19 protein-coding genes are annotated in these 25,446 nt (G+C 45.9%); 4 read left to right on the forward strand and 15 right to left on the reverse strand.

Annotated elements, in window-relative coordinates; translation table 11 throughout:
- Positions 1–12: 12 nt before the first annotated feature.
- The 11 genes from J7I42_RS13955 to J7I42_RS14005 form a co-directional block, all read right to left on the reverse strand.
- Positions 13–2,922, reverse strand: coding sequence for a M1 family metallopeptidase (locus tag J7I42_RS13955; RefSeq protein ID WP_209139428.1), 2,910 nt, complete (start codon positions 2,920–2,922; stop codon positions 13–15).
- An 86-nt stretch (positions 2,923–3,008) separates the two neighbouring features.
- A complete protein-coding gene (locus J7I42_RS13960) occupies positions 3,009–4,601 on the reverse strand; it encodes a M1 family metallopeptidase (RefSeq protein WP_209139429.1) in 1,593 nt (530 codons plus the stop codon).
- A gap of 162 nt (positions 4,602–4,763) precedes the next feature.
- Positions 4,764–6,176: a sugar transferase gene (locus J7I42_RS13965; RefSeq protein ID WP_209139430.1), complete on the reverse strand. Its 1,413-nt coding sequence runs from the start codon at positions 6,174–6,176 to the stop codon at positions 4,764–4,766.
- Positions 6,177–6,190: 14 nt separating this feature from the next.
- Positions 6,191–7,165: a Gfo/Idh/MocA family protein gene (locus J7I42_RS13970; RefSeq protein ID WP_209139431.1), complete on the reverse strand. Its 975-nt coding sequence runs from the start codon at positions 7,163–7,165 to the stop codon at positions 6,191–6,193.
- A 177-nt stretch (positions 7,166–7,342) separates the two neighbouring features.
- Entirely contained in the window at positions 7,343–8,101 is a 759-nt protein-coding gene (locus J7I42_RS13975; RefSeq protein ID WP_209139432.1) for a murein L,D-transpeptidase catalytic domain family protein, read from the reverse strand.
- Between the two features lie 822 nt (positions 8,102–8,923).
- Positions 8,924–9,313 (reverse strand): hypothetical protein, encoded by a 390-nt coding sequence (locus J7I42_RS13980; RefSeq protein ID WP_209139433.1) that lies wholly within the window; start codon positions 9,311–9,313, stop codon positions 8,924–8,926.
- The gene (locus J7I42_RS13985) at positions 9,313–9,786 is read right to left on the reverse strand and encodes a Panacea domain-containing protein (protein WP_209139434.1); all 474 of its coding nucleotides are present in this window, start codon (positions 9,784–9,786) and stop codon (positions 9,313–9,315) included. The genes J7I42_RS13980 and J7I42_RS13985 overlap by 1 nt, the downstream gene beginning before the upstream one ends.
- A 304-nt stretch (positions 9,787–10,090) precedes the next feature.
- Entirely contained in the window at positions 10,091–10,798 is a 708-nt protein-coding gene (locus J7I42_RS13990; RefSeq protein ID WP_209139435.1) for a LytR/AlgR family response regulator transcription factor, read from the reverse strand.
- Positions 10,788–12,035 carry a sensor histidine kinase gene (locus J7I42_RS13995; protein ID WP_209139436.1) on the reverse strand — a complete coding sequence of 416 codons (1,248 nt, stop codon included), beginning with the start codon at positions 12,033–12,035 and terminating at the stop codon, positions 10,788–10,790. The genes J7I42_RS13990 and J7I42_RS13995 overlap by 11 nt, the downstream gene beginning before the upstream one ends.
- On the reverse strand, positions 12,035–12,391 hold the full coding sequence (locus tag J7I42_RS14000) for a DUF4907 domain-containing protein (RefSeq protein ID WP_209139437.1): 357 nt from the start codon (positions 12,389–12,391) through the stop codon (positions 12,035–12,037). The genes J7I42_RS13995 and J7I42_RS14000 overlap by 1 nt, the downstream gene beginning before the upstream one ends.
- Entirely contained in the window at positions 12,372–13,403 is a 1,032-nt protein-coding gene (locus tag J7I42_RS14005; RefSeq protein ID WP_209139438.1) for a Kelch repeat-containing protein, read from the reverse strand. Before J7I42_RS14005 ends, J7I42_RS14000 begins: the two co-directional genes overlap by 20 nt.
- A gap of 855 nt (positions 13,404–14,258) precedes the next feature.
- Here J7I42_RS14005 and J7I42_RS14010 point away from each other — a divergent pair.
- Together J7I42_RS14010 and J7I42_RS14015 are read left to right on the forward strand one after the other, a co-directional pair.
- On the forward strand, positions 14,259–15,608 hold the full coding sequence (locus tag J7I42_RS14010) for a DUF4270 family protein (protein WP_209139439.1): 1,350 nt from the start codon (positions 14,259–14,261) through the stop codon (positions 15,606–15,608).
- 10 nt (positions 15,609–15,618) lie between these two features.
- A complete protein-coding gene (locus tag J7I42_RS14015) occupies positions 15,619–16,869 on the forward strand; it encodes a hypothetical protein (protein WP_209139440.1) in 1,251 nt (416 codons plus the stop codon).
- A 420-nt stretch (positions 16,870–17,289) separates the two neighbouring features.
- Here the strand turns inward: J7I42_RS14015 and J7I42_RS14020 are convergent, their stop codons facing one another.
- Positions 17,290–18,186 (reverse strand): hypothetical protein, encoded by an 897-nt coding sequence (locus tag J7I42_RS14020; protein WP_209139441.1) that lies wholly within the window; start codon positions 18,184–18,186, stop codon positions 17,290–17,292.
- 273 nt (positions 18,187–18,459) lie between these two features.
- On the opposite strand from J7I42_RS14020, the gene J7I42_RS14025 reads away from it, so the two are divergent.
- Complete coding sequence (locus tag J7I42_RS14025) at positions 18,460–19,089, forward strand: GNAT family N-acetyltransferase (RefSeq protein ID WP_209139442.1); 630 nt, start codon at positions 18,460–18,462, stop codon at positions 19,087–19,089.
- Between the two features lie 208 nt (positions 19,090–19,297).
- Entirely contained in the window at positions 19,298–19,639 is a 342-nt protein-coding gene (locus J7I42_RS14030) for a helix-turn-helix transcriptional regulator (RefSeq protein WP_209139443.1), read from the forward strand.
- A gap of 347 nt (positions 19,640–19,986) precedes the next feature.
- Here the strand turns inward: J7I42_RS14030 and J7I42_RS14035 are convergent, their stop codons facing one another.
- The 3 genes from J7I42_RS14035 to J7I42_RS14045 all read right to left on the reverse strand — a co-directional run bounded on the left by J7I42_RS14035 (position 19,987) and on the right by J7I42_RS14045 (position 25,071).
- Positions 19,987–21,717: a GMC oxidoreductase gene (locus tag J7I42_RS14035; protein WP_209139444.1), complete on the reverse strand. Its 1,731-nt coding sequence runs from the start codon at positions 21,715–21,717 to the stop codon at positions 19,987–19,989.
- A gap of 449 nt (positions 21,718–22,166) precedes the next feature.
- On the reverse strand, positions 22,167–23,495 hold the full coding sequence (locus J7I42_RS14040; protein WP_209139445.1) for a T9SS type A sorting domain-containing protein: 1,329 nt from the start codon (positions 23,493–23,495) through the stop codon (positions 22,167–22,169).
- Positions 23,496–23,508: 13 nt separating this feature from the next.
- The gene (locus J7I42_RS14045; RefSeq protein ID WP_209139446.1) at positions 23,509–25,071 is read right to left on the reverse strand and encodes a tail fiber domain-containing protein; all 1,563 of its coding nucleotides are present in this window, start codon (positions 25,069–25,071) and stop codon (positions 23,509–23,511) included.
- Positions 25,072–25,446 lie beyond the last annotated feature (375 nt).

Genomic DNA, 25,446 nt, shown 5'->3' on the forward strand with positions numbered 1-25,446 from the left:
GCTGACAAGATACTAAAACGGTATCTTATTCTCTGTTGCTTTATGAATATTAAACCGGTGAACGTCTATACTAAAGGAGATCTTTTTAAAGAAGGTGTTTTCATCAGGCACCGTTTTCAGGTTATCCCTGAATTCTTTACTGTACACGATCGGCACATATACATTCAGCAGATCTTTCAACAGGTTCACCTGTAAACCGGCCACATACAGGAATCGGCTGGTGGCCGCATTTTTTTTCCAGGCATCGGCATAAGTACCTGCATCCAGGAATATTTTCACGGGCAGGTTCAATGGCAACAGACCTTTTGGCAATGTGGTAGCCAGGTTCATGGAGGCGATCCAGTCATCTGAACGGCCCTGCAATCCCTGGAAAAGATCGGTGCGGATCTTCAATCCCCCATCGCGCATCATGATCTGCTGACTGGCCAGGCCAGTGTTTTCATTACGCCCGATAAAATAATTGCTGTATGTATAATCTTCATTACCCCGAACAGCGGTGAGCTTGGGCTGGTATGCAAATGTGCTGAATTGTTTGGCAACTGTTTTTGCGCCAATATAACCGAATTTGGCAGCGAACACCCGCATTTGCAAACCACCTGAACTGGCATAATTGAAATAATAATTTCCAGTAGCGGAGGCGCGATAAAAACCATCGCCCTGTTGTACCTGTAACCGTACATCGTAGGGATACAACACGCGGTAATTGGCTACATTAAAACTTACCTGGTTCAAATATCGCTGGGTGGTTTTGCCTTTGCTTGGGTAAAATTCGCCGTCTTCGCTTTTCTGCACATACTGAAAACCGTTCTCCCAAATGAAGAAAGTTCGCCATTCCAGCCATTTTTCTATACTGCTGCGCGGATCTTTATTGGCAAAGGTGAATCGCAGGGCTGGTGCCACTTTATAAAAACCGGCAGTTATTTTATTGGCATTGCTATCGGCGCCATCGAGGGTGGAGAAATGAGCACCACTTACCGACAGATCAATTTTTTCAAACGTATTGTTGGGACGCCAGGTATAACCCACCCGGCCAATACCCACAAACACCTTGCTACCGGTGGCATACATGGGCGCCAAAAAGTATTGCAGGTTATGCGCAGGTAAAGAGTAGTTGTGCAATGCCAGCCCGATCATAAAATGATCATACACATTGTACCCCATCACCGGCATCAGGTTTATATAATTTACGCTGTCATAATTTTTAAAGGACCCCAAAAACACCGGCTTTAATTTTTTAGGATGGGCCATTGGGTTTATGCCACCCTTCTGCTGCAATGAATCAAAAAACTGCGTTGCAGCCTTTCCATCGCCAACGGTAAAGCTTTGTTGAAAATCCTGGGGGTATGGATGCCTGAATTGCCATTGCCGGTAATAGGCCTGCATACAACTGTCGAAGCGTTGGGTACCCATGGCGTTCTCCAGGTGTTTTACCAGGATCCCCGTTTTCATGTATACGATCACGGAGTAATTCAAAGAGGTAAAATCGGGGGAAGGGAGGGCCGCCGGTTGGTCCTTTTTGATCTTTGCCAGCATATCCACGGCCAGTTCTGACGCATTGTCCGGCATTCGTTTAAGGATCCACTTCGAATGATGCTGCTCGGGATATTTCATCGCTTTATAGCGGTCATCGAAATATGAGTTCACGCCTTCATCCATCCACGGATGGTCCCGCTCATTGCTGCCTAAAATACCCATAAACCAGTTATGCCCCACTTCATGTTCAATCGTCATGTCGAGACTCTTGCTATCCATGTCGGGCGAAATGCTGGTGATAGTGGGATATTCCATACCACCTTCAAAACCCATTTTGGCTTCTACCACGCTTACAACATTATATGGGTATTCGCCAATCAGGTTCGAGCGGTAATGCACCGCGTCCTTTATAAACTGTACGCTGTTTGCCCAGGCATCGCTTTGGGCCGATCTGTAAAAACTCATTGCCTGTACTACTCTGCCCGATGACAGTTGAATGGTATCCTGCTTCACCACAAAGTTTGAATCGGCAAACCAGGCAAAGTCATGTACGTTGTTCTGTTTGTATTGTAAGGTCTTAAAGGTTTGTTGTTTGTGGTTTATGATTGGTGGTTGCTTCGCAATTTCAGCAGGCTGTTCTTTTTTTGATTTCGCTGTATAATGTGACGGTTTACCTGTGGTCTTTTTAACCGGTGCTTTTTTTGCAACAGGTTTCTTTTGAAAGCCGCTCTTCGTTTTTACAGGCACTGGCGGGATGAAAGACGCCCGTTCCTTCAACCATTGTTTTTCTGCTTCATCCTGCAGTTCACCAGTGGCGGCCACTACATATTTATCCGGCACCGAAATACGCACATCAAAACTGCCAAACTCGCCATAAAACTCACCCTGGTCCAAATACGGCATAGGATGCCAGCCTAAGCGGTCATATACAGCCGGTTTAGGATACCATTGTGTTACCTTGTAACTATGCCCCGTATGACCGCCGCGTGAAAAATTAGCTGGTAACTGTACGTGAAAAGGAGTGGTTATTGCAGTTGCCTGACCGGGCAGCAAGGGCGCCGGCAGGTATACTTTTATGATATCTATAAATTGCGGATGATCTTCTGTTTTTAAAGTGTTATTGTCCACCCTGAAATCAAGGCGGTTGATATAACCTCTTTTTTCGCGGGGTGAAAAATAAAAATCGGTCTTCCCGTTTTGCAGTGCCTGCTCTGAGAAAGCCGTTCTATCATTCTTGAACGCATTCGGCCATAAATGAAACCAGATAAAACGCAGCGTATCGGGAGAATGATTGATATACTGCAGCTTTAAAAAACCTTCCAGAGAATGTTCGGTATCGTTCAGGGACACATCGATGGTATAATGTACTTCCTGTTGCCAGTAAGCGTTTTGACCAATCGCGCTACACCCGATCGCCGAAATAAATAGTAGAAGGCAAAGTTTTTTCATGGTGAATGTTTTACTCGCCGTAGCCTTACCACCGTCGCCTTTGGCTATGGCGGTCGAAGAGCAAAGGCGGGTTTTACCCTCCGGGTTTATAATAGTTTTCCTTCTTTATCCAGCAACGCAAAAATGGCATCCAGATTTTTGCCAGAAGCTGCTTCCAGTTCTTTCTTCAGATCTTCCGGTGAAGGGTGTTTGAACTGCCAGTCTTTATAATAGGATTGTATCCCTTTATCCAGCGTATCGCGACCAATAGTATTCTCAATAATATACAACCACACGGCAGTTTTCACATATTCAACAATGCCATAATCCTCATTGTTGCTGAATGCAGCAGAAGCGGTATTGATAGGCTGCTTGGCGGGTATTGAGTTCAACACTTCATAGATCCTTGCCTGAAAATCCTTTACATCCAACTCTTTTACTTCTTTGGGTATCATATTCCCGAACAGGCTGTTTGAACGGTATTTCTCGGCTTCATACCTGAACTGGAAATAAGAATTGATCCCTTCATCCATCCAGGCATGTTCGCGTTCGTTGCTGCCCAAAATGCCCATAAACCAGTTATGCCCTACTTCGTGCGTGATCACCGCATCCATTTCTTCCTCTTTGGCGTTCGGACTGGTAATTAATGTGATCATCGGATATTCCATACCACCCGATGACTGGTTCTTGGGTCCTTCCACTGCCTGTACCACCGGATAAGGATATTGACCTATCCAATTAGAGTAATGACGTACGGCATCTTTTATATAGCTGGTACTGTTCTTCCAGGTTTTGTTGCCACCTGTTTGTCCGTATGAGAACACATCGATGGTATTGTTGTCGGCCATTTGCAAGGTATCGTACCGGATAACAAAGTCTTTTGCGGCAAACCAGGCAAAGTCAAGTATGCGATCGCCAACATATTGCAGGGTCTTCGATTTACCCGGCGTAGTGGTTTTATAAAGTGCCGATTTTACCCCCTTGTTATTTTCAATGCCAATCTGTTTGTATCTATCCAGCTCCGCTTTTGTTTGCAAACTGCCGGTAGCGCCCACCACATATTCTGATGGCACGGTAATATTCACTTTGAAGCTGCCATATTCACTGTAAAACTCGCCCTGATCGAGGTAAGGCATTTGATGCCAGCCTGTATTATCATATACAGCTGGTTTGGGATACCACTGACAAACAAAAAACTGTTGGCCGCTGTATCCTGATCTGGAGTAATAATTAGGCAGTTTTACAAAGAATGGGGTAGCAACCGTAACCTGTTTGCCAGGCAACAGCGGTTGGGGCAATATCACTTTTATCATGTCGATATTGGCCGTATCATTTTCAGTGGAAACGGTTTGTCCGTTCACCACAAATTTCAGGCTGTCGATAAAACCCGGCTCGGTGGCCTCCGTTTTTTTCTTGTCACCAGACAGGGGATTCTTACTTTCATTAAGCACCACCAGCTGTTTTGCCAGTGCGGTGTTTTTGTTTTTATAGGCATTGGGCCATAGGTGGAACCAGATAAAAGTAAGCGTATCAGGCGAGTGATTGATGTAATCAACCGACAGGTCACCTTTTAAACTATGCTGTTTATCATTCAATGCTACCTTAATGTTATAATGTACTTCCTGTTGCCAGTAGCCTGTTTGTGAAAATCCCAATAAAGGCGTTCCTACAACAATCATTAGTGCACAAAGTATCTTCATACAAATTCTGAGGTCTTTTTCTTTGTTATTAAGTTCTTATGTTATTGGGTTCAGGGTTGCCGGGCAGCGGTGTATTTGCCGTCTGCCAGGGAAGGCCGCGCAGCAGTGTATTTCCTATTGCTCTCGGCTCAGCCGAGACCCATTGCCTACTGCCTTTCGCAGCTATCTCCCTTCGCCCATGAAGATGATCCGTAAGGTATACACCATTATTTTAAAATCAAGTGCCAGGGATACATTCTCAATATAGATCAGATCGTACTTCATCCGTTTGATCATTTCATCTACATTTTCGGCATACCCAAACTGCACCATGCCCCATGATGTTAAGCCGGGTTTTACTTTTAAAAGGTAGGAATAATAAGGCACTTGATGGTGTATCTTGTTTATATAGTGCGCCCTTTCCGGTCTTGGTCCCACCAGGCTCATTTCACCTTTGAGAATATTCCACAACTGCGGCAGTTCATCTAACCGCCACTTGCGCATTACCCGGCCCCAGGGCGTTACCCGGGGATCGGAAGTGGAAGACAATTGCGGACCATTGGTCTCCGCAGGATGGTACATGGAACGGAACTTGTAGATCCTGAAAGGACGTCCCTTATACCCTATCCGGTCCTGTGAGTACAGTACCGGTCCTGGTGAACAAAGTTTTACCCTGATGATCACATACAGGATAAATGGCAACAGGAAAACAATACCCAGTATGGCTACCGTAACATCTATCACCCGTTTTATATTCAATTGCCACTGGGGCATTAAACCCGATTTTATATCGGTAAGCACCGCGCCAAACAGGTTGCTTGTTTTTACCGACCCCGACAAAATATCCAACATTTCGGGTACAATTTTTACTTCCACATCCATTTCGCTCAACCGGTCCACAATACGCTCAACCTGCGTCTTTTCTTCTTTTTCCAACGCCACTACCACCAGTTTTATATCCCGTTCGTCAATCACTTTCTCCAGATCGTTCACCCAGCCATGCCAGGGAATATGTTTGCTTATGCCATTGGGTTCACCCCCGCTGATAAAACCGGTATAATGATAACCTGCGATCCGCAACCCTTCGCGGGTCTCCAAATATATTTTCTCGGCAATATGATTACCACCTACCAGCAGCGTATTGAAACGCATGTGTCCCTGTAGCAGTTGGCTCCTTACTAAATTCAATAAAGACCTCCTTACCAGCCAGGTGATCACCGCCTGCGCAAAAACGTAGGCCGAAAGTGATTTATAATAATAAGTGTAATTGTTTTGCGGATCATTGATCACAATGGCAAAGAAAATGACCGTACAGCCAATAAGACAACAAAGCAGGGTATTAATGAATTCATTCAACCGTGACTTATTGTACATGGACTGGTAAGCCCCTACCAGTGCATAAAAGAAGATCCAGGTAAGGGGAACAAGGGTGATGCCAAACCAGAAGCGGCTATTGAGGAAGATCCCATGTTCAACAATAAGGGTTTCATGCAATAAATACCGGCGGGTAAAATACAGAACGATCCAGGCCATTATGGCCGCAATGTAGTCCCCAAACAGGTACCAGGTACTATGGATTCGTTTTACGGATGACATCTGTACGTTGCACGTTACACAATGATATTATTGCTTTTTATCTTTTGTAAAATTTGATGCGCTACATCCATAGCCCGGTAACCATCCACTTCCGATACCAGGGTTGGTGTATTGTTTAAGATCGCATCACGAAATGACTCCAATTCTCTTTTGATCGCATTTACTTCGGGAACCTGAGGATTTACTACTGCAATGGTCTTTTTACCATGCATAGTATCAAGGTCAAAGGAAAAGGCATCAACGTCTTGAGGTGACTTCAATTTAATGATCTCAGATTTTTTATTCAGAAAGTCGATACCAATGTAAGCATCTTTTTGGAATACCCGCATTTTTCTCATCTTCTTCATAGAAATCCGGCTGGAGGTCAAATTGGCCACACAGCCATTATTGAACTCAATACGTACATTGGCAATATCAGGGGTATCGGTCATAACCGCTACACCGCTGGCTGAGATCTGTTTTACTTCACTCTTCACCAGGCTCAGGATAATGTCAATATCGTGAATCATTAAGTCCAGGATAACACTCACTTCTGTACCGCGAACATTGAATTGCGCCAGGCGATGTACTTCAATGAACATTGGGTTCAGGTCCATTTGCCTCACTGCTAAAAAAGCCGGGTTAAACCGTTCCACATGGCCTACCTGCAGCTTGATGCGCGATTCTTTTACCAGGTTCACCAGTTCCTGGGCCTCCTGCATGGTATGCGCCATGGGTTTCTCCAGAAATACGTGTTTGCCCTTTCTGATGGCCATTTTAGCCAGGTCGTAATGATAGTTGGTGGGGGCAATAACATCGATTACGTCTACGGCATCAATCAGCCGTTCTGCATCCAAAAAGCGGGGAAGCTGGTACTTTTCTGTAACATCCTGGGCTGCATCGTCATTAGGATCGAAAAAACCTACTACTTCTACATCTTTGATTTCTTTCCAGTTATTAAGATGAAATTTTCCAAGATGTCCAACGCCGAATAATCCGATCTTTAGCATATATACAATTAAAGGCGCAAAGATAACAGGATGCACCTTTTACCAGAACGCTTTTTTATTACCAGTAATTGTATTGGATGTTAATAAGTTAGACTGAGATCGTGGATTTTTTGGGATTTGTGGGATTTTGGATGAACATCTCAGCCATCCCATACATCCCAATTATCCCTATTCAGACTACTTTACGAAGGCAGATCTACTCTGGTAGGTTGTATTAGAAGCATATATAAACAGACAGCTGCCTTCTTTCAGCAGATCGATCAGGGGTTGCGATACTTCGGGGGCAACCGCCGGGCAACCCCAGCTACGACCTATATAGCCCTGGCTGTTTATGAGGTCTTCGTTCACATAATCAGCTCCATGAATAACAATGCCGCGTCGCATGGCGCCATCATTGATGCCTTTTTCCATTCCCTGTAGTTTCAGGGAATAGCCATTACTGCCATTGTAGGCAAGACCGGTCACATAAAAACCCAGACTGCTTTTATTGGAGGACATTTTATTGCTGAAAGAAATGGCTTTGTCCTTGCCGGTCTTCATGCCATGGGCTACCCAGGTATTGTACAACAACTGATACGTATTCAGGTCAATTACGTATAGTCGTTTATTAATGCTGGGTTGGCTGAAGTCAACGATGGCCAGCAGGTTATCCTTTATGTGCCGGGTCCTCACCAGTTTGGCCATTCCTTTTAAGGCCATGGTAAAAACCTTTTTCGACAGACCCATATCCTTCAAATGCAGGCTGTCGTACACATTCAATTTGTTGGAAATAGAGAAAATATGCGCGGTGGCAGCTGAGTAGGAAGTATCCGAAAACAGGCCATTGGCCGTTCTGTTACCCGCTTTAGTCGGGGTAAAAGTCGATAATAAAGCTACCAGGCCCATCAGAAAAAGGCGTAGCTGTTTTCCTGGTGTTACGATTAATGGTTTTTGCATGGAATCCGTTCCCGTTTTTAGGGATAGTTAGTGAATGCAAGGTCACTACTATCGGTACAGAAATATGAACCGCTGACCCGGCGATGCCGAAGGCAGCTTTTAAAAATAGCCCTTTTTAATAACAATAATCAGTCCGGGAACGGATATATTATACATTAACTATATAATTAAACCGTTTTTAACTTTTAGACAGCTCCCTTTACGGGAATATGTGGATAAAATGCCTTGCCCGCCGAAGCCTTGGCGTAGGCGGGATTCGCCTGCCGCGTTAGCTAAGGAGAGCCGTGCAAAAGTGTATTTCCTATTGCCTACTGCCTACTGCCCATTGCCTTTTGATGGCCGCGAAGAAGTGTATTTGTTGTCTGCCAGCCTTTCCCGACTTGTCGGGATTTGCAGTTTACCGTCTGTTCTTAAAGGCCGCGCAGAAGTGATTTCCCATTGCCCATTCAATGTCGTTTAGTTAAGCGAATAGGAGAGCTAAATCCTCCCGATGCATCGGGAGGCCGAAGCGCATAAAGACTGATGATAGGGGTGGGTATTAATTTGATTAATCTAGAATAAACCCACCCCTACCCCTCCCAGGAGGGGACTCCTTAAAACACGCATTAACTAAACGACATTGATTGCCCATTGCCCATTGCCTTTTGATGGCCACGCAGAAGTGTATTTGTTGTCTGCCCTCTGTCGTCTGCCTTCAAAGGCCGAGCAAAAGTGTATTTCCTATTGCCCATTGCCTATTGCCTTTTGATGGCCGCGCAGAAGTGTATTTTTTGTCTGCCCTCTGCCGTCTGCCGTCTCCCCTCAAAGGCCGCGCAGAAGGGTTTATGTCGACTTATCCTTATTAAACAGGTAATTCACCACTACATAGAAAAAGCCAAACACGTTGGCAGTGGTAGTGGTAATCAGGGCGATCAGTACGCCATCACTCAGGTGAAAGACCTTGCGGCTGCATTGCACCACAATGATCAGTACCAGGAACATCCATAAAATGGTGATGGCGAAAATGATGACACTAAACACTTTACGTGCTTTATTGTCATCTAGTAACCGTTTTAATTGTACTCTGGCAAACTCCTCCTCCATACCTAATCCCTTTACCTCTTTTACATTCGCTTCAGTCACTAAGGTATTGGTGGTATCCTCTACTAATGGCTGCAAAAGGTCCTTTACTCTGTTTACAGGAGCAACCTCAGAATTGGGGGGTATATTCATTAGGCCCGGATAAGCAATTTTTCGAAGTATTGTTTTATATCGTTGTTGTTAATAGGGGTATCTTTTGCATCGGGGACATATACCTTCGACCAGGGGCCATCGGGCCGGTGTGTCCAATAGCTCAGGGACATAGCGGAGAAATCTTTTAAGACTTCCCAGGAATAATTGATGGTTTCGAGGGCTTCGGCATTGAGCCGTGAAGAGGGCCTATAATTAGGCGAAGGGGTAAATTCAATTGTATCGGTGATGGGTCTGCTGCCGTATAATCTATAGTTCTGATATATTTCGGGTATAACGGGGCCGTACAGCCAGGCCTGAAAAGTTTCATTGATAAGGGGGGTATGGTATTTGGCAAGGTGCACCCCCTGCGCAAAATAGACTAGCTTTTGTAACTTCATTTGAGTTACAAACTTCCCTTCATCGATGCCTTTTTTTACAAAGGCAAAGGCTATAAGTGAAGCTGGATAAGACATGTGGTTACATCAGGTTTTTGATTTCCTTTCACCAAATATAAGCATTTATTTTTAATTACTAACTTTCTTAGCGTATACTAACGGAGAGGTCAAAGTTCAGAGTTCAGGGTTTCGAGTTCCAGTTCTGAGCCGCGATAGCGGCGACGCCGAGGCAGCACAACAGGAAACCGGTTCTCCTATCGCCTATTGCCTTTCTTCTCTGCCGTCTGCCGTCTGCCGTCTGCCGTCTGCCGTCTGCCGTTTGCCGTTTGCCGTTTGCCGTTTGCCGTTTGCCGTTTGCCGTCTGCCGTCTGCCGTTTGCCTTTTAAAGCTTCTCCCCTATTATCGAATACAACACATTACGATAATGTTCACTACAAGGCAACTCCGTTTCACCCAGCAGCACCGCCTTACGCGAAACCGTATCTACTTTTCGTAAAGAAATAATATACGACCGGTGAATACGAATGAACTCATCGTGCGGCAGGCGGCTCTCGAAGTACTTAAGGCTTTGCAGCGTAACAAATGGCTTCTTGCTATCAACCAGGTGGATCTTGGTATAATCTTTCAGGCCTTCCAGATACAGGATATCACTATAAAAGATCTTCTGGATCTTGTGCGAAGTCTTTATAAACAGGAAGTCATCTTTCTTCAACAATGATTTGGTCTTTCTATAGCTGATATACTCATACGCTTTATTCACGGCAGCCATAAACCGGTCGAAGGGAACAGGCTTCAACAGATAATCGATAGCGTCCAGCTCAAATCCCTCTACCGCAAATTCATTATGCGCCGTTACAAAGATCACGGCCGGCTTTTTATTCAACGTTTTAAGAAACTGGGTACCACTGAGATCGGGCATGCGGATATCGAGCAGCACCAGGTCAATTTCCTCCTTTTCAAAATACGGGAACGCTGCAACAGGCCCTTCACAACGGGCTACCAGGTTCAAATACGGGACCTTTTGAATAAAATCTTCTAACAGGTCCAGCGCCCAGGGTTCATCATCAATAATAAGGCAATTAACTTTCATGGTCCAATTCGATTTTCAGATTAACAATATACAGGTGATCATTCTCCACCACATCAAGCAGGTGCCGGCCAGGATACAATACATCCAGCCTTCTGCGGGCATTTATAAGTCCCACCCCACCGGTGGCATCCCTGTTCTTTTGGGTAATGGCGTTTCCCACTGTTAGCAATAATTCGTTGCCAGTAACGGCAATGGCTATTTTAATTTCTGATGGTGTTGTATAACTGATCCCGTGTTTAAAAGCGTTCTCAATAAATGTGATCAACAGCAGGGGCGCAATAGAAAGCCCCGCCACCGGCCCGGTAACCATATAATTAACGGCGATGTTCTTCGACAACCGCAGTTGTTGCAGATCAATATAATTACTGATGTATTCCAGATCTTGCGTCAGGGGTATTTTATCGGCGGCCGAATCGTACAGCACGTACCGCATAATGCGCGAGAACTTCAAAATGCTGTGCTCGGTTTGTTCCGATTTGAAATGCGCCTGCGAATAAATGCTGTTAAGTGTATTGAACAAGAAATGGGGGTTTATCTGTAATTTCAAAAAGTTCAGTTCTGCATTCAGCCGTTCGTTCTCCAGTATTTTTTTCTGTTTCTCACTTATAAAAAGCGAATGCGCCAGTTTTATAAATCCGCTTAATAACAGGATCACAATACCAGAGCTCAGCGCATCTTTCAGCGTCATGAGGTAGGGCATGCGTGGGTTGTGCCCATGTAGGAACGGCGGTGGCGGCGGCGGCATTTCCTCCCCATTACCGGGCATATTTGCCGGCAATGGGCCATCCATGTTAGCCCTTCTGCCAAACCCTTCACCCCTACCCCAGTATTCCTTTGCTATAAACGGACGGGGAGAGATACGATAGAAATGCGGAAACCGTTTGGCCTGTGTTTTTAAAACATATACTTCAAGCACCAATTGCTGCATGCATAGGAAGGCCAGGGCGGCAATAAGACTTAAAAAGTAAGTAAACAATTTGCGGCTTTTGAATAACCGCGGCAATAAATAATAGAAATTAAGATAGAAAAGACCAATGAGAAAGGACTTATTAATGATCTCGCGGTAATAGAAGCTTGGGTCTGGTATCCGGATACGATAAATGAACAGGGGCAAAACAAGGAACAGGCCCCAGAGCAAAATATGCACACTAATTACCAGCAGTTTGTGCTTTACAGTTTTTACCGGTCTAAACCCCAGCACAGATGCAAGGGCTGCCCGGATCTTTTCCTTGGTCATTACTTCGGTTGAGCACGTAAGACGCCGGGACGTTGCAGCTGCTTTTGCCCAAAGAAGGGATGGGTACCTGATTTTATACTTTCTATAACATTTTGCGCATCAGCGCCGGCTTCCTGTTCGGTGGGAAAACCTTTGTAGCCCGATTGGCCTGGCAGCATGGGCTGGTGTATGACTATCCTGTCATTGACCAATATATCGTACCCCCAGCCATGTTCGGTCTTAAAAGTAGTGTAGTGCAAGGTGTTGGCGGGAGTAGCTGGCTTCTTTACAGCCAGGATATAAAAAATACTGCCGGCAGCAATTAACAAAGCTGCCAGCAGTACCAATTTATGATGTTTACTGATTGTCCTGATCATTATCTTCAATATTCGGCTGCAGCTCATACATATTATCAAATGGAGCAGTACCGCTACGACCAGCTAAAACAAAACCACGGTCAGCCAGGGTAAAGCCCAATGCACCAGTACGGGCAGTTCCGCTGAAAGCAGTTTTTTCAGTCCAGGTATCAGCAGCTGCATCGTACTCCCAGGTGTGAGAGTTCAGGCTTCCATTTTCACCGGTTGCCAGGTAACCTTTTCCACCCATTACAAAAGCAACAGCATTGTAGCGAATGATTGACGTGTATTTGTCATCATAGCTTTCGTCGCTGGTGTTGGTAAGTTTTCTAAGGGTAGTCCAGGTATCGCCATTTGGCTCATACACCTGAATATCGTTAAGGGCAGTACCATTGTTGTTACCGCTGATGAGGTATACTTTACCGTCTATAGTGAAAGTAGTAGCTTCTTTTCTTTTTGAACCGGCAATACCGGCTTTTTGGGTCCAGCTGTCATTAGCCTGGTTGTATTGCCAAACATCTTTCAGGTAGCTGTCGTCGTAACCAGTAGCGATGTAAGCTTTGCCATTGGCATCAACAAATGCAACCGCATCAACACGGGGAGTTCCACCGAAATTGTTCTTTTTTGCCCAGCCATTGCTGTCAACACTGTATTCCCACATGTCGTTGGTATAGTTAACCTGGGTATCGTAACCAGTTCCTACATAACCTTTTTTACCCAGGGCAAAGGCAACGCCTGAACTGCGCACGCCACCACTGAAATCTTTGATCTTTGTCCAGTATCTTTTATCCAGAGAATATTTCCAGAAATCAGCAAAACGTTTGTTATCTGATAAACCAGTACCAACAAATACAGTATCTGCAATTTTAAATAATACAGCTTCACTGCGGGCAGGACCATCAAAATAATCACTGATTGCCCAGTTACCCACTAAGTCGCTTGAACTGCTGGAACTCTTATTACAAGCAGTGTTAATGAGCAGTGGTGCTGTAGCAATCACAAGGGCCAGGGAGTAAACTAGAACATTCTTCATTTTGTTTTATTTTCTGTTTTTTTTTAAAACATTGCCAGTGCCCGGGAAAGCCGATTATCCCGATCACGGCCGGCATTTTCACATGCGTCAGTTTTTTAATTTAATAATTCGGCAGGTAAAAATATTTCTGTGTATTCCAAACAACTTTATAAAATAGATAGATAAGGTTATCAAGTCGACCAATTTGGTTTTTACATCTTTTATGCTGTTAAAAGGCTTCCCCCTGGCCCTCCCCGACAAGTCGGAAGGAAGTTTGAAAGCTTCTATAAAACAATATTTAATGGTAAAAAGCTGCAAGCTTACAGAAACAACCAACATGTTAACTCTTGTAAACCATAAGATTAACCAAGTATTAACATTTTTCGCCCCCCGCTTCATTTTCCTGTACGCACTTTTGCAGGCTTATTATAAATTTGCAAATTTGCACAATTTCGGCTGCACATTTGAAATTTAGTTTCCACCGGCAAAAATAATCGCTTCGCCGATTATTCGATGGCAATAATATATAATAACAAAATTTCGTGCTGCGCCCGCCGTAGCTTCAGCGAAGGCGGTCATCCGATAAATTGCAAAGCACCGCCAGCCTGTAGCGCGCACAAGCTATAGCATCAACGGTGTAAATCAACACAAAGAGGTGTTAAAATGAAAACAAATATTGCCCCATACTGGAACTATAAACCTTATATTCCATTACTTTACACCGCGAAAAACCGGCCCATGGCCGGGGAATCGTCTATTGCGGCTCGACGCGGCTTCCGCTGAGGTGTATTGCTTGCGGCTTGCAGCTTGAGGCTTACGGCTGTATTCAACCTTAAACCATTGATTTAGCTTAAAAATTCACTCACTAACCATAATATGCGTATACACAAAAGGGTACCTTTTACTCTGACTTACTGCTTACTGTTTATCGGCCTGTTGTCATCGTGTTATAAAAAAGATGTTCAGGTGGGTAGTGAACTGGCTGAAAGCCATACCCGCATTATTACAGTTGATACGGTTGCTGTGCAATTATCGAGCTACGTGCTGGATTCATTTGTCACCAATGGCAATAACTTTTCACTGATAGGCAATTACTTCGATAGCTATGCGGGTAAAACTACCGCCAGTACCGTTTTTCAACCCGGTCTCCCTGTACTGCCCGAAGATGTAGCTACCCTTATGCCTAAAACTGCCTTTTTTGATTCCCTGGTGTTGTTAATGCGCCCCAGTGGATATTATTACGGCGATACCACCAAACCTTTTGCCGTTACGGTGAATGAACTGGCCGAACAGCCAGACTATACCTATCTCACCTATTTTTTCAATAACTCAAAGGTCTCTCTGATCAACAAGCCTGCACTGGCCACCTATTCACAGGTGATCCGGCCCACGCCCAGAGACTCCGTTCGCATAAAAATGCCGCAAAGCATGGGGCAGGACTGGTACGATAAGATCAGGACCAAGGATACGCGGTTTACCAGCGAAACCAACTTCCTCGATTATTTCAAAGGCATGTACATTCAGCCAGCCAATACAACCGCCGGTTCGGTATATGGCTTTAACCTGGCCGACAGCAGTATACGCCTCCGGATGTATTTTCACCAAACCATCCCTTCCAAGATCGACAAGTACATCGATTTCATTATAACCCGTACCAGCTATCAGTATAACCGCATCCTGACCGACCGCACGGGCACTCCCCTGCAGCCAACTACAACCGGTCAGCATGAGTTCTTTGCCAGCAACACCAAACCGTTTGCCATTACTCAGGCCGGCACGGGTGTTTATATGAAAGCCACATTCCCTTCACTGCGTAATATTCTAAAAGTAGATGATGTAGTGCGGCTGATGGACGCTAAACTGATCCTGAAACCGGTAAAAGGCACCTACGATTATTTCACCAATAGTTTGCCCAACAGCTTGTTCCTGCGAACAACTGATGCCACCAACATACCCGGCAGCCAGTTGCTCGATTCCACCGGTCAGGCAGTGCAGTACAAGGCCCCTTCCATCGATTTCATGTACGGTAACAATACCTCTTACACGTTCAATGTTACCGCCTACATAAACTCGTTACTGAACACATCGGGCTCACAGGATATGGGATTGTTCATTATACAGAACGACGCAAATACAGCCAAGCAGATCAACCGGGGTGTTATAGGCAGTAGAGAAAATATCCAATACCAAACCAAACTGGTCTTAAACATTCTGACAATCGACTAACCTCTATATAATGAGAAAAATATTTATACTGACCGGGCTTTTTGTGGCGCTTATGGGCACGTTGCGTGCACAGAACCTGAGCTCTCCTTATTCTGTATACGGCATCGGTGAAATTCCTGATACTGACCCAGACCGCAGCAGCGGGATGGCTAATACTTCCTTGTCGCTTATGAGCACACCAGGTTTTCTTCTTAATAAGAACCCGGCCTCATTAATTGGGCTGGAAAGAAGCTTAGCCCAGGTTGACCTGGCCCTGGTAGCCAAAACCGTTAACTTCAAAGGTGATGGTATCAACGGCGGCAACAGCTCCGCCAAGGACATCGTTATCAACCGCATTTCTATTTCCGCCAAACTCAGCAACCATTGGGCCAGCAGCATCGGTTTCAAACCTTTCAGCTATGTGAACTATTCGTTCACTGCGCAGAAAAGCATTGAAGGTAGTAACAACACCTACACCGGACTGTACGATGGCAACGGCGGTTTACATAATTTATTCTGGAATAACGCCTTTGCGTTAGGCAAACACCTGGCACTGGGTGTACGCTCCAACTTCATTTTCGGTTCTATCAACCAGATAGAGACCCTGGAAGGCGTCACCCTGACCACGCCCATTATTTCGCAGGTGACCAATTATTACAGTGGTTTCCGGTTCGAAGGCGGCGCTATTTATGGCAACAAGATCAACAAGAACTGGAAGTTCTCTGTGGGTGGAAAGGTTAGTACCAAAAATGACCTTACCTTCAGTAAAACCCTGACCGTGCAGGAAGGTACCAGCGTGGTAGAATCAAACAAAGACCTGGGTAGTGAGAAATTTACCCTGCCCTGGCAGTACGACGCCGGCATCGCTCTGGTAAATAAAGGCCGCGCTACTTTCACCGTTGACTATACCCGCGCCAACTGGAATGGACTGAATGCTGGTGGTACTACCTATGCCCTGGTTGACCGCGACCGCTATTCAGCCGGTTTCCAGCTCAGCAGACAGGTACAGCGCTTTGGCATGGTAGCGGAGAAAAGCTATTTCCAGGCCGGTTTATTTGCCGGTAATTCTTATTTACAGGTAAAAGGCCAGCAGTTAAAAGAATCAGGCGCCACGGTTGGTTTTGGAGGTTATATGAGCCGCGGTCTGGCATTCCATTTAGCCGTTGAAGGCGGAACCAGAGGTACCCTGGCCAACAACCTGGTGAAAGAAAACTACTTTAAATTTACGTTGGCGCTGTCTTACAGAGAAGTGCTGTATAGTAAAGGAAGAAAATACGATTAATACTAAGTTATTCTAATAGAAAGAGGGTGTATCGATTACGATGCGCCCTTTTTTATTTTTAAGACCTGTAAGGTCCGCCATCGGGTGCTGAACAATTAGAGGGATCAAGCGGTCCTGACAGGTCTGATTCGACTGAATACATCAGACCTGTAAGGTCCGCCATCGGGTGCTGAACAATTAGAGGGATCAAGCGGTCCTGACAGGTCTTGCTCACCTTACTTTAAACAAGACCTGTAAGGTGCATCATTTGAGCTTGCCTTATTAGTGGGTTGAGTTGCACCTGACAGGTCTTATCGCCTTATTTAACGCAAGACCTGTCAGGTCTGCCCCACCTTCTCGCTCGGCAAGTTAATAAGGCAGACCTTACAGGTCTTCCCCGATAATTATCCCATCCATCCCAATAATCCCATCCATCCCAGTTCAGACCTTTCTCTTATAGAAATACAACTTCACCGACGACGCCAGGGCTTTTTCGCTTATGGTATAATACCCCGAATCGCTGTTATCAAACACAATGGCTTCGCCCTGCGGTTCTACCTGGTAGGGTAAATTGACCGGCTTCTTGCTCAAGGTTTGTACAATGGATTCACCGGCCGTACGCGGATAATAATAGATGTCCTGGTAAGTTTTTACCACTATCTCTTTGCCCGTAGGTGAAATAGCCGCGCTAACGGCATAATTATAAGGCAGACTGCCCACTTCTTTCACCTCGTTCATTTTAATAGTACTATAGGGATAAGCCAGTTTGAACAGCTTTGAATGGAGATCGGTCTTGGTAATAATGTAAATATCCTTTGTATCCGGATCAACCAGGATGGCCTCGGCATTGTGACTGCCATCCGGATAGAAAAATGCGATCTTATCAATGATTTGCACCGTATCGGTGCTGGCAGCCGGTTCTTCCAGGCGGTAAATGGCGTAATCAGTGTGCACCAGTAAATTATCACCTGTTTCGGCAATGTACAGGTATTGCTTGCCGGGTGTTGGTCCTGCAGACAGCACCAGATCTTCCCAATCGCGGTTCTGTACATTAGCCAGATGGATCGACTTCAACACGGTACCATTATGTTGTAACAGGGTAAGATCAGGCGGGTTGCCACTATCCTGCTCTACCCATAAATAACCAGGATTGGCCTTGCTATCGGCAATGCCTGAGGCTTCGTTCAGGGTCACATCGCTAACCAGGAATTCCTGGGGAGAAGCAACAAAGCCCGTTGAACCATTATCATGATTTTGATTACAGGCCGTTAAGGCTGTCATTAAAAACAGGAAGGCACTTGTATAATGAAGTAAGGCGTTTCGATTTTGTATCAACATAACGGTTACAAGTTATTAAAAATACCAGCAATATGCTTTGCCAAATCGAATATGCAATTATGAAATTATCATACCCACATAATTTTCTCCCGATTTCATAAACAAAAGCACTACTGTTTATTTATATTGCCAGTACCGCGTGCAATGGCGGTCATCTTTAAACTACTTCAATTCCGGTCAGGCACCTTATCAGGTCTACGGAATACTTATTCCCTTTACTGAACCAGCTATTACAAGACAATACCTATTAAACAGAAAACTGAGTGCTGTTACATGAATTGTATTATGCCATTATATGCTTCACTGGCACCTGATAACAAATACGACCCGGTGTTTGAGCGGCAACTGGCCCATGGGGTCACCATTGCGCTTAGGCCATTATCGTTGCCCAACGACTGGCCATTTATTGTAAAATGGTTGCACCGCGCCTTTGGCCGTTTTTCACCGGCAGCCTACCTGCCCGATAAACATTTGCGCGAAACATTCAGCATTATGTTGCAATGCGATTTTGCTCAACCATTTGTAGGACTGATCAATGATCAGCCGGTCTTTTTGGTAGAGCTCTGTGATGGCGACAAACAATGTGATGAATGGGAACCCGGGACGCATATTTTTGAACCGGGCGATCATTCCATGCGACTGCTCTTATCCCACGCCGTTATGCACACGCGTTACTGGAGTGAGTATGCCCTCTTTAGTTGTCTGGATTATTTTTTCTCGCATCCGCAGGTAAAACGCATCGTCTGGCAGCTGCATGAAAAAGATAAGTACTACATAAGTCTGGCTAACCAGGCAGGCGTTATACACAGCAGGGCATCAGCCGTACAGGTTTTCTTGTATTTGCGCGAAAATTTTACCTGCTTTTTATCTACCTATCATCGACATATGCAAAAACTTTCGTAAATTATATAAGGTTGCCAGTTATATTACCCATCACCTCCAATACTTCCGAAACCGGTTACAAACAGGCTATCCGTCCCGGTAACTCTCCTTCTCCTGTTGAAGGGTGAAGGCAGAGGATCACATACATAAACAGTTTTTTATTACTTTCGTTTGTTAATCTCCGTTGCAACCGGGATCAGACAAACGTGTATTAAATTAAACCTTATTTATGCCCTTGAGTAAACAGGATATCACGTATATCCGGCAGGCCAAAACGATTCTTGACGAAAATTTCGACAAGCACATTATTATTCCGCAACTAGCCCGGCAAACGGGCATCAATGAAGCCAAACTTAAAGAAGGGTTTAAAGAATTATTCGGAACGGGGATCCACACTTACCTGCAGCAATTACGGCTGGAAAAGGCAAAGCAATTATTACTGACCACCAGCATGCCTATTACTGATATTACCTATCATATTGGGTATAGTCATGTAACGCATTTCACTACATTGTTTAAAAAAGAATTTGGAGTGACACCGACGGAGTTTCGGAATAGCAAAGGGCTATAAGGCAAACGGCAGACGGCAAACGGCAGAAAACAAATACACCTATTATCCGCACTTGGCAAAGCAAGCCGCGACCGCGGTGTCTGCCATCTGCCTTCTACGGTCTGCGTAGGAGGCCGCGACGGCGCTATCTGCCGTCTGCCATCTGCCTTCTGCCGTCTGCCGTTTGCCGTTTGCCGTTTGCCGTCTGCTATCTGCCGTCTGCCATCTGCCTTCTGCCGTCTGCCGTTTGCCGTTTGCCGTTTGCCGTTTGCCGTCTGCTGTCTGCCGTCTGCCTTCTGCCGTCTGCCGTTTGCCGTCTGCTGTCTGCCGTCTGCCGTTTGCCTTCTGCCGTCTGCCGTCTGCCGATTCTACAAGTTCCGTTTTTTCAATTCAGCAACCGCATAATCAGCTGCACGTGCCGTAAGCGCCATATACGTTAAAGAAGGATTCTGACAGGCCGACGAGGTCATGCTGGCGCCATCGGTGACGAATACATTAGGGGCATCCCACACCTGGTTATGCGCATTCAGTACCGAGGTTTTGGCATCGCGCCCCATGCGGGCCGTACCCATTTCATGAATACCCTGGCCAATGGCATAGCCCTTACTATCCCAGGTGGTAATGTCTTTAACGCCGGCTGCTTCAAACATGGCCACCAGTTCCTGAATAATATCTTTCCGCATCTTCCATTCATTCTCCTTTAATTCCGCATCCATGGCCAACACCGGCAGCCCCCATTTATCTTTTACGGTTTTATCCAGACTGATCTGATTTTCATGGTAAGGCAACACCTCGCCAAAACCGGTGGCCCCAATGTGCCAGGGACCTGGTTCCGTAAGCGCCTCTTTTAATTCGGCGCCCACGCCCAGTTCGGCCACATCCCGCTTCCAGTCATCGCGACTGGCACCGCCCTGATAACCGTAGCCCCTCAGGAAATCACGTTTGTCGCCAAACAGGTTGGCAAAACGCGGAATATAAAAACCATTGGCGCGGCGGCCATAGTAGTATTTATCCTCATACCCTTCAACCAATCCTTTGGCGCCCAGCATATAGTGGTGGTCCATTAAGTTATGGCCCAGTTCACCACTGCTGCTGCCTAACCCGCCGGGCCACACGTCGGTGGCTGAGTTCATCAGCACCCAGGTACTGTTCAGGGCCGAGGCGCAAACGAATACGATCTTTGAATGGAACTCATAGGTTTTGTTGGTCTCGGCATCCAGCACCTCTACCCCTTTGGCGCGTTTGGCGTCCTTGTCGTATAGGAGTTTGGTTACTATTGACCAGGGCCGAACCGTAAGGTTACCCGTTTTTACGGCCGCCGGCAAGGTAGACGACTGTGTGCTAAAATAGCCGCCAAACGGACACCCTTCCCAGCACCGGTTCCGGAACTGGCATTGCGTCCGCCCTTCTATGGGTGCGGTCAGGTTGGCCACGCGGCCTATGAATAAATGGCGTTGATTTTTATAATGTTCTTTAATGCGGGCACTCACATCCTTCTCCACACAGTTCAGGTCCATCGGTGGGAGGAACTGGCCATCGGGCAATTGTGGTAAGCCTTCTTTGGAACCACTGATGCCGGCGAAGCGTTCTACGTGATCATACCAGGGGGCGAGGTCGCGGTAACGGATAGGCCAGTCTACCCCATAGCCATCTTTGGCATTGGCCTCAAAATCAAAATCGCTCCAGCGATAGCTTTGCCGGCCCCACAGTAAGGAGCGGCCGCCCACCTGGTAACTACGCCACCAGGTAAAAGGTTTCTTTTCTACGTATGGACAATCCTTTTCATTGGTCCAGTAACCCATGAGCTGTTCATAAGCGATGGTACCACCGGCCCAATCACGACTGGCCACGGGGAAGTCATGCCGTTGTTTATCAGTCTCCTGGCCCCGATGTGGGAGGTCCCAGGGATTTAAATTGGCAGTCTTATAATCTTTGATATGTTCAACATTACGGCCCCGTTCGAGCATCAGTACTTTCAGGCCTTTTTCGGTGAGTTCTTTGGCGGCCCAGCCACCGCTGATGCCGGAACCGATCACAATAGCATCATATGAGTTTTGAATAGCAGCTTTGCTATTAACGTTAAGAGAATCCCCTGGCATACAATCGTTTGTTTGGTTGATGAGAAATGGTAGCCAGTGAATTTACTCTTTTTAGTTGTTTATTTGACACATACGGTATTAAATTTTATGGAAGGAAAGGAAAGTGGAAGACCTGTAAGGTCTGCCTTTTGAACTTGCCAGGCCAGCGGGATGAACAGACCTGACAGGTCTGGTTCAAATTAAGCTAAGACCTGTCAGGGTCGCGTCGTCACTCTATAAGTGCGACCTCAAATGGCGAACCTAACAGGTCTTGCTCCAATCCCAACAATCCCATACATCCCAGTTCAGACAACATCCCAACAATCCCATACATCCCAGTTCAGACTTTTAAACACGACCTGTCAGGTGCAATTCAGCCCACTACTATTGCGAGCTCAAATGATGCACCTTACAGGTCTTGCTCCAATCCCAACAATCCCATACATCCCATAAATCCCAGTTCAGACAACTTACAACTTAACCACTTTGATCGTTTTAACCTGCCCATCCCAATTCACTACCAACGAATAAACCCCTTGCGGCAGGTTGTTGATCTGCAGATCAAACTGATTCACCCCGGCAGCTGCATTGGCGGTGAGAATTTTTACCAGCGTTCCTTTATGATCAAATAAGCGCATAACCACTTTAGAGCTTGAGGCGGCTTGTAATTGCAACCAGCTGTTGCCATAAGCCGGGTTCGGGAATACCCGGGCTTCTTCATTCCCATCACATTTGCTTTGTACCATGGGCGAAATGAATTGTTGGCCTTTTTCATCCACCTGAATAATGCGGTACCAGGCGCCGTTAAATGATTGGGCGTCGGTATAGGCGTAAGTACTTTTTCCAGTTACAGGAACGGTGCCTATTGGCTGCCAGTCGGCCCCGTTTGCACTGCGGTCAATAATAAATTTATTAAGATCGGCGGCGCCCCTGGTTTGCCAGGAGATAACCACCTGGTTGTTGATACATCTGGTATGAAGTTCACTGATCGATAATGGCAGTACATAGAGTTCAGAAGAAAGCGTGAACCGGGCCATATCGGTAATGTTTAGTTGATCCACAAAATTGGTGGCGGCGTTGCGGGTGTTGTAACCCAAAGAAGTCCAGGTGGTCGTATTCGGACTTTTCCAAACAGTAAGCATGGTCTCACCCAGGGTATTCAGTTCCGCATCAAAATAATTGATGCCGATAGTAGCCTGTAAAGAAGTGTTGTTTGTAGGCAGTACATCGTAATATCTGAAAATAGAATTCGCCATATTGGCCCCATTGGATTGCGAAACATGGCCACGGCGAATAACCGTACTGCCCAGGTTGGCTGGGGAAGAAATAACAAGGCCGAGATTACCCGGATTGGCGGCTGCGGGCGCATTCAGCAGACTGGTGAATTCTACATAACCACCGGTTACCCCCGTTATGCGACTGCTCTCCTTCTCCCCGTTCAAATAACCAGTAGTGCCGAGGATGATGTTGTTATTATTCAGGTCAAGCAGTCCATTTGAAAACAGGATCTGATCATTGACGTTGATGCCGGTTTGCAATTGTATTTGCGCACCAGGTTTATTTAATTCAATGGCAAAGAACTGCGGCGGAATGGTTCCCGCAACAGCAGCATTGCTGTTCCCGGTAAATCGTACGATGCCAGCGGTATGGGTAAAGGTGCCACTATTCACTAAATCAAGGTTATCCAGTACCAGGTTAGCACCCGATACAATTATCTGCGCACCCGAGTTAGTGAACTGGGCCCGGGTGATTAGGGGTAACCACCCGGCCAGTAAAAAGAAAACTATATATCGTAACATAGGGTATGACAAATTAATGAGCTTCCAGCTTGTTCAAACGTTTGTTAATATCATCCAGCTGTTTTTTCAGCAATTCATTTTCCGTGGTCAACTTTTCCACTTTTGAATTCAGTTGTTGCATGGCTTTCACAAGCGGCACCACAAACTCGTCGTAGGTAATGCTGTAATTATCGGTCTCGCTGGTGGGAATATGAACGCCATTGAAATGATACCCGTTCTTTTTTACTACCTGTTCCACCTCCTGTGCAATAAAACCGGTGTGCAGCACCTGTTCAGCAGCGGAATAAGAAACCGCTTTACGGCCCGGTTTGTTTTTAATACTATCCGGCATGTTTTTCATCACATGGTCTTCGTATTTGCGGGCCATGAAATTATAGTTAACCGGGCGCAGCTGCATAATGAAATCGAGCCCGGGTACATCTTCTTTAATATTGGTTTTAAACCGGCCATCGCTGAGGATGCTCCAGCCAACCTGACCGCCAATAACCGTAACACTACTGTTACCAATAAGCACTTTATTGCTGGCATTTACGGTAGTGCCAGCACCGATGGCGGTAGCGTTGGTGAGATCGCCTTGCGACACATCGGCATTATAACCCACGCCCGTATTATTGTTGCCAATGGTATTAGCGCCCAATGCTTCACTACCCATGGCAGTATTGTAACTACCGCTGGTGTTACTGAATAAGGCAGAAACGCCGCTGGCGGCATTGAAAGAACCGGTAGTATTGTCGTACATGGATTGCTGACCCACTGCAGCATTACTATTTCCGGTAGTATTGGAACCTATGGCATCATCTCCTATGCCCGTATTGTTATTTCCACCAGTGTTATAGAACAGCGCATAACTGCCCACGCCTGTATTGCCGGTACCAGTGTTAGAATTATACAGGGCGCTTCGTCCAATGGCCGTATTCCTGTTACCTGTACTATTTATATACAGAGAAGAGTAACCAACAGCCGTATTGCTACTACCTGAAGTGTTATTTGACAGGGTTACATAACCAACGCCGGTATTATTGGTGCCGGTGGTATTGTAAAACAGCGCCTGAACACCGGCAACCGTATTGCTGGTGATGTTACCTGGTCCGCGGCCAATGTAGACGCCGTTTACCGAAAGATCACCGGTGCTGATGGTGGCAATAATATTTTTTGTATTGGCCGTATAAAGCCAGCGCATTCTTTCGGTGTTATTAGTTTTAAGGACCAGGTCCACGGCATCGGTGGTACCGATAAAACGAGTAGCTGCAGTGGTGCCGCTGTTACCGGTTATGGACCAGTCATTACCAGCCGCATCCATTTTCTTCCAAATGGTGCCGTCGAAGAACCAGAAGGTATTGGTGTCGGTATCGAACACCAGCAGGCCGGTAGCCGGGGAAGTAATAGCAGTCCGCTGAACGGTGGTTAAACGCGGGATCAGGAGGCCCTTGGTATCGCTTTTAACATCCAGGATGGCGGAGGCATTGGCGGTGGACCCATCGGTATTAATGGCCACGCTTTGCGCAGTGCCAGGGATGCTGATACAGAAAAGGGAAAATAACAGAACAGACCAGGTTAAAGGAGCATAGGGCTTCATAGTGTACGGGCTGATTTAAGAAGAACAAACCTACAAAACGTGCAAAGTATGCAGGAGACGATGTAGGTGAATGGCGGAATTTTGTATGTAAATAACCAATAAACTGTTGTATAAAAACCGGCCATCCGGTGCCGTTTTTAACCCCTGAAACCCGCCACCAGTCATACTTTGCTCGGTTTTTCAAAGAAAAAAGGTTAAGAATGCAAAACATGAACTCATTGTCGGAAAATGTAAAATGCCCTCCTGTAACTTGCGATTAAATAGATGTATGAATAAGGTTGCCTGTCCCTGGAAGGCCTGATTTATTACCACGAATAAGATCCTCTTTTAAGGGATTGCAACCATTAGCAGGTACCCATTTATACCCAAGCCACG

The sequence above is a fragment of the Niastella soli genome, assembly GCF_017742245.1.
GTDB lineage: Bacteria > Bacteroidota > Bacteroidia > Chitinophagales > Chitinophagaceae > Niastella > Niastella soli.

Bases quoted from the DNA above. Each gene is read 5' to 3' on its own strand.
- J7I42_RS13955 (WP_209139428.1), bottom strand. From the start codon at position 2,922: ATGAAAAAACTTTGCCTTCTACTATTTATTTCGGCGATCGGGTGTAGC.
- J7I42_RS13960 (WP_209139429.1), bottom strand. From the start codon at position 4,601: ATGAAGATACTTTGTGCACTAATGATTGTTGTAGGAACGCCTTTATTG.
- J7I42_RS13965 (WP_209139430.1), bottom strand. From the start codon at position 6,176: ATGTCATCCGTAAAACGAATCCATAGTACCTGGTACCTGTTTGGGGAC.
- J7I42_RS13970 (WP_209139431.1), bottom strand. From the start codon at position 7,165: ATGCTAAAGATCGGATTATTCGGCGTTGGACATCTTGGAAAATTTCAT.
- J7I42_RS13975 (WP_209139432.1), bottom strand. From the start codon at position 8,101: ATGCAAAAACCATTAATCGTAACACCAGGAAAACAGCTACGCCTTTTT.
- J7I42_RS13980 (WP_209139433.1), bottom strand. From the start codon at position 9,313: ATGAATATACCCCCCAATTCTGAGGTTGCTCCTGTAAACAGAGTAAAG.
- J7I42_RS13985 (WP_209139434.1), bottom strand. From the start codon at position 9,786: ATGTCTTATCCAGCTTCACTTATAGCCTTTGCCTTTGTAAAAAAAGGC.
- J7I42_RS13990 (WP_209139435.1), bottom strand. From the start codon at position 10,798: ATGAAAGTTAATTGCCTTATTATTGATGATGAACCCTGGGCGCTGGAC.
- J7I42_RS13995 (WP_209139436.1), bottom strand. From the start codon at position 12,035: ATGACCAAGGAAAAGATCCGGGCAGCCCTTGCATCTGTGCTGGGGTTT.
- J7I42_RS14000 (WP_209139437.1), bottom strand. From the start codon at position 12,391: ATGATCAGGACAATCAGTAAACATCATAAATTGGTACTGCTGGCAGCT.
- J7I42_RS14005 (WP_209139438.1), bottom strand. From the start codon at position 13,403: ATGAAGAATGTTCTAGTTTACTCCCTGGCCCTTGTGATTGCTACAGCA.
- J7I42_RS14010 (WP_209139439.1), top strand. From the start codon at position 14,259: ATGCGTATACACAAAAGGGTACCTTTTACTCTGACTTACTGCTTACTG.
- J7I42_RS14015 (WP_209139440.1), top strand. From the start codon at position 15,619: ATGAGAAAAATATTTATACTGACCGGGCTTTTTGTGGCGCTTATGGGC.
- J7I42_RS14020 (WP_209139441.1), bottom strand. From the start codon at position 18,186: ATGTTGATACAAAATCGAAACGCCTTACTTCATTATACAAGTGCCTTC.
- J7I42_RS14025 (WP_209139442.1), top strand. From the start codon at position 18,460: ATGAATTGTATTATGCCATTATATGCTTCACTGGCACCTGATAACAAA.
- J7I42_RS14030 (WP_209139443.1), top strand. From the start codon at position 19,298: ATGCCCTTGAGTAAACAGGATATCACGTATATCCGGCAGGCCAAAACG.
- J7I42_RS14035 (WP_209139444.1), bottom strand. From the start codon at position 21,717: ATGCCAGGGGATTCTCTTAACGTTAATAGCAAAGCTGCTATTCAAAAC.
- J7I42_RS14040 (WP_209139445.1), bottom strand. From the start codon at position 23,495: ATGTTACGATATATAGTTTTCTTTTTACTGGCCGGGTGGTTACCCCTA.
- J7I42_RS14045 (WP_209139446.1), bottom strand. From the start codon at position 25,071: ATGAAGCCCTATGCTCCTTTAACCTGGTCTGTTCTGTTATTTTCCCTT.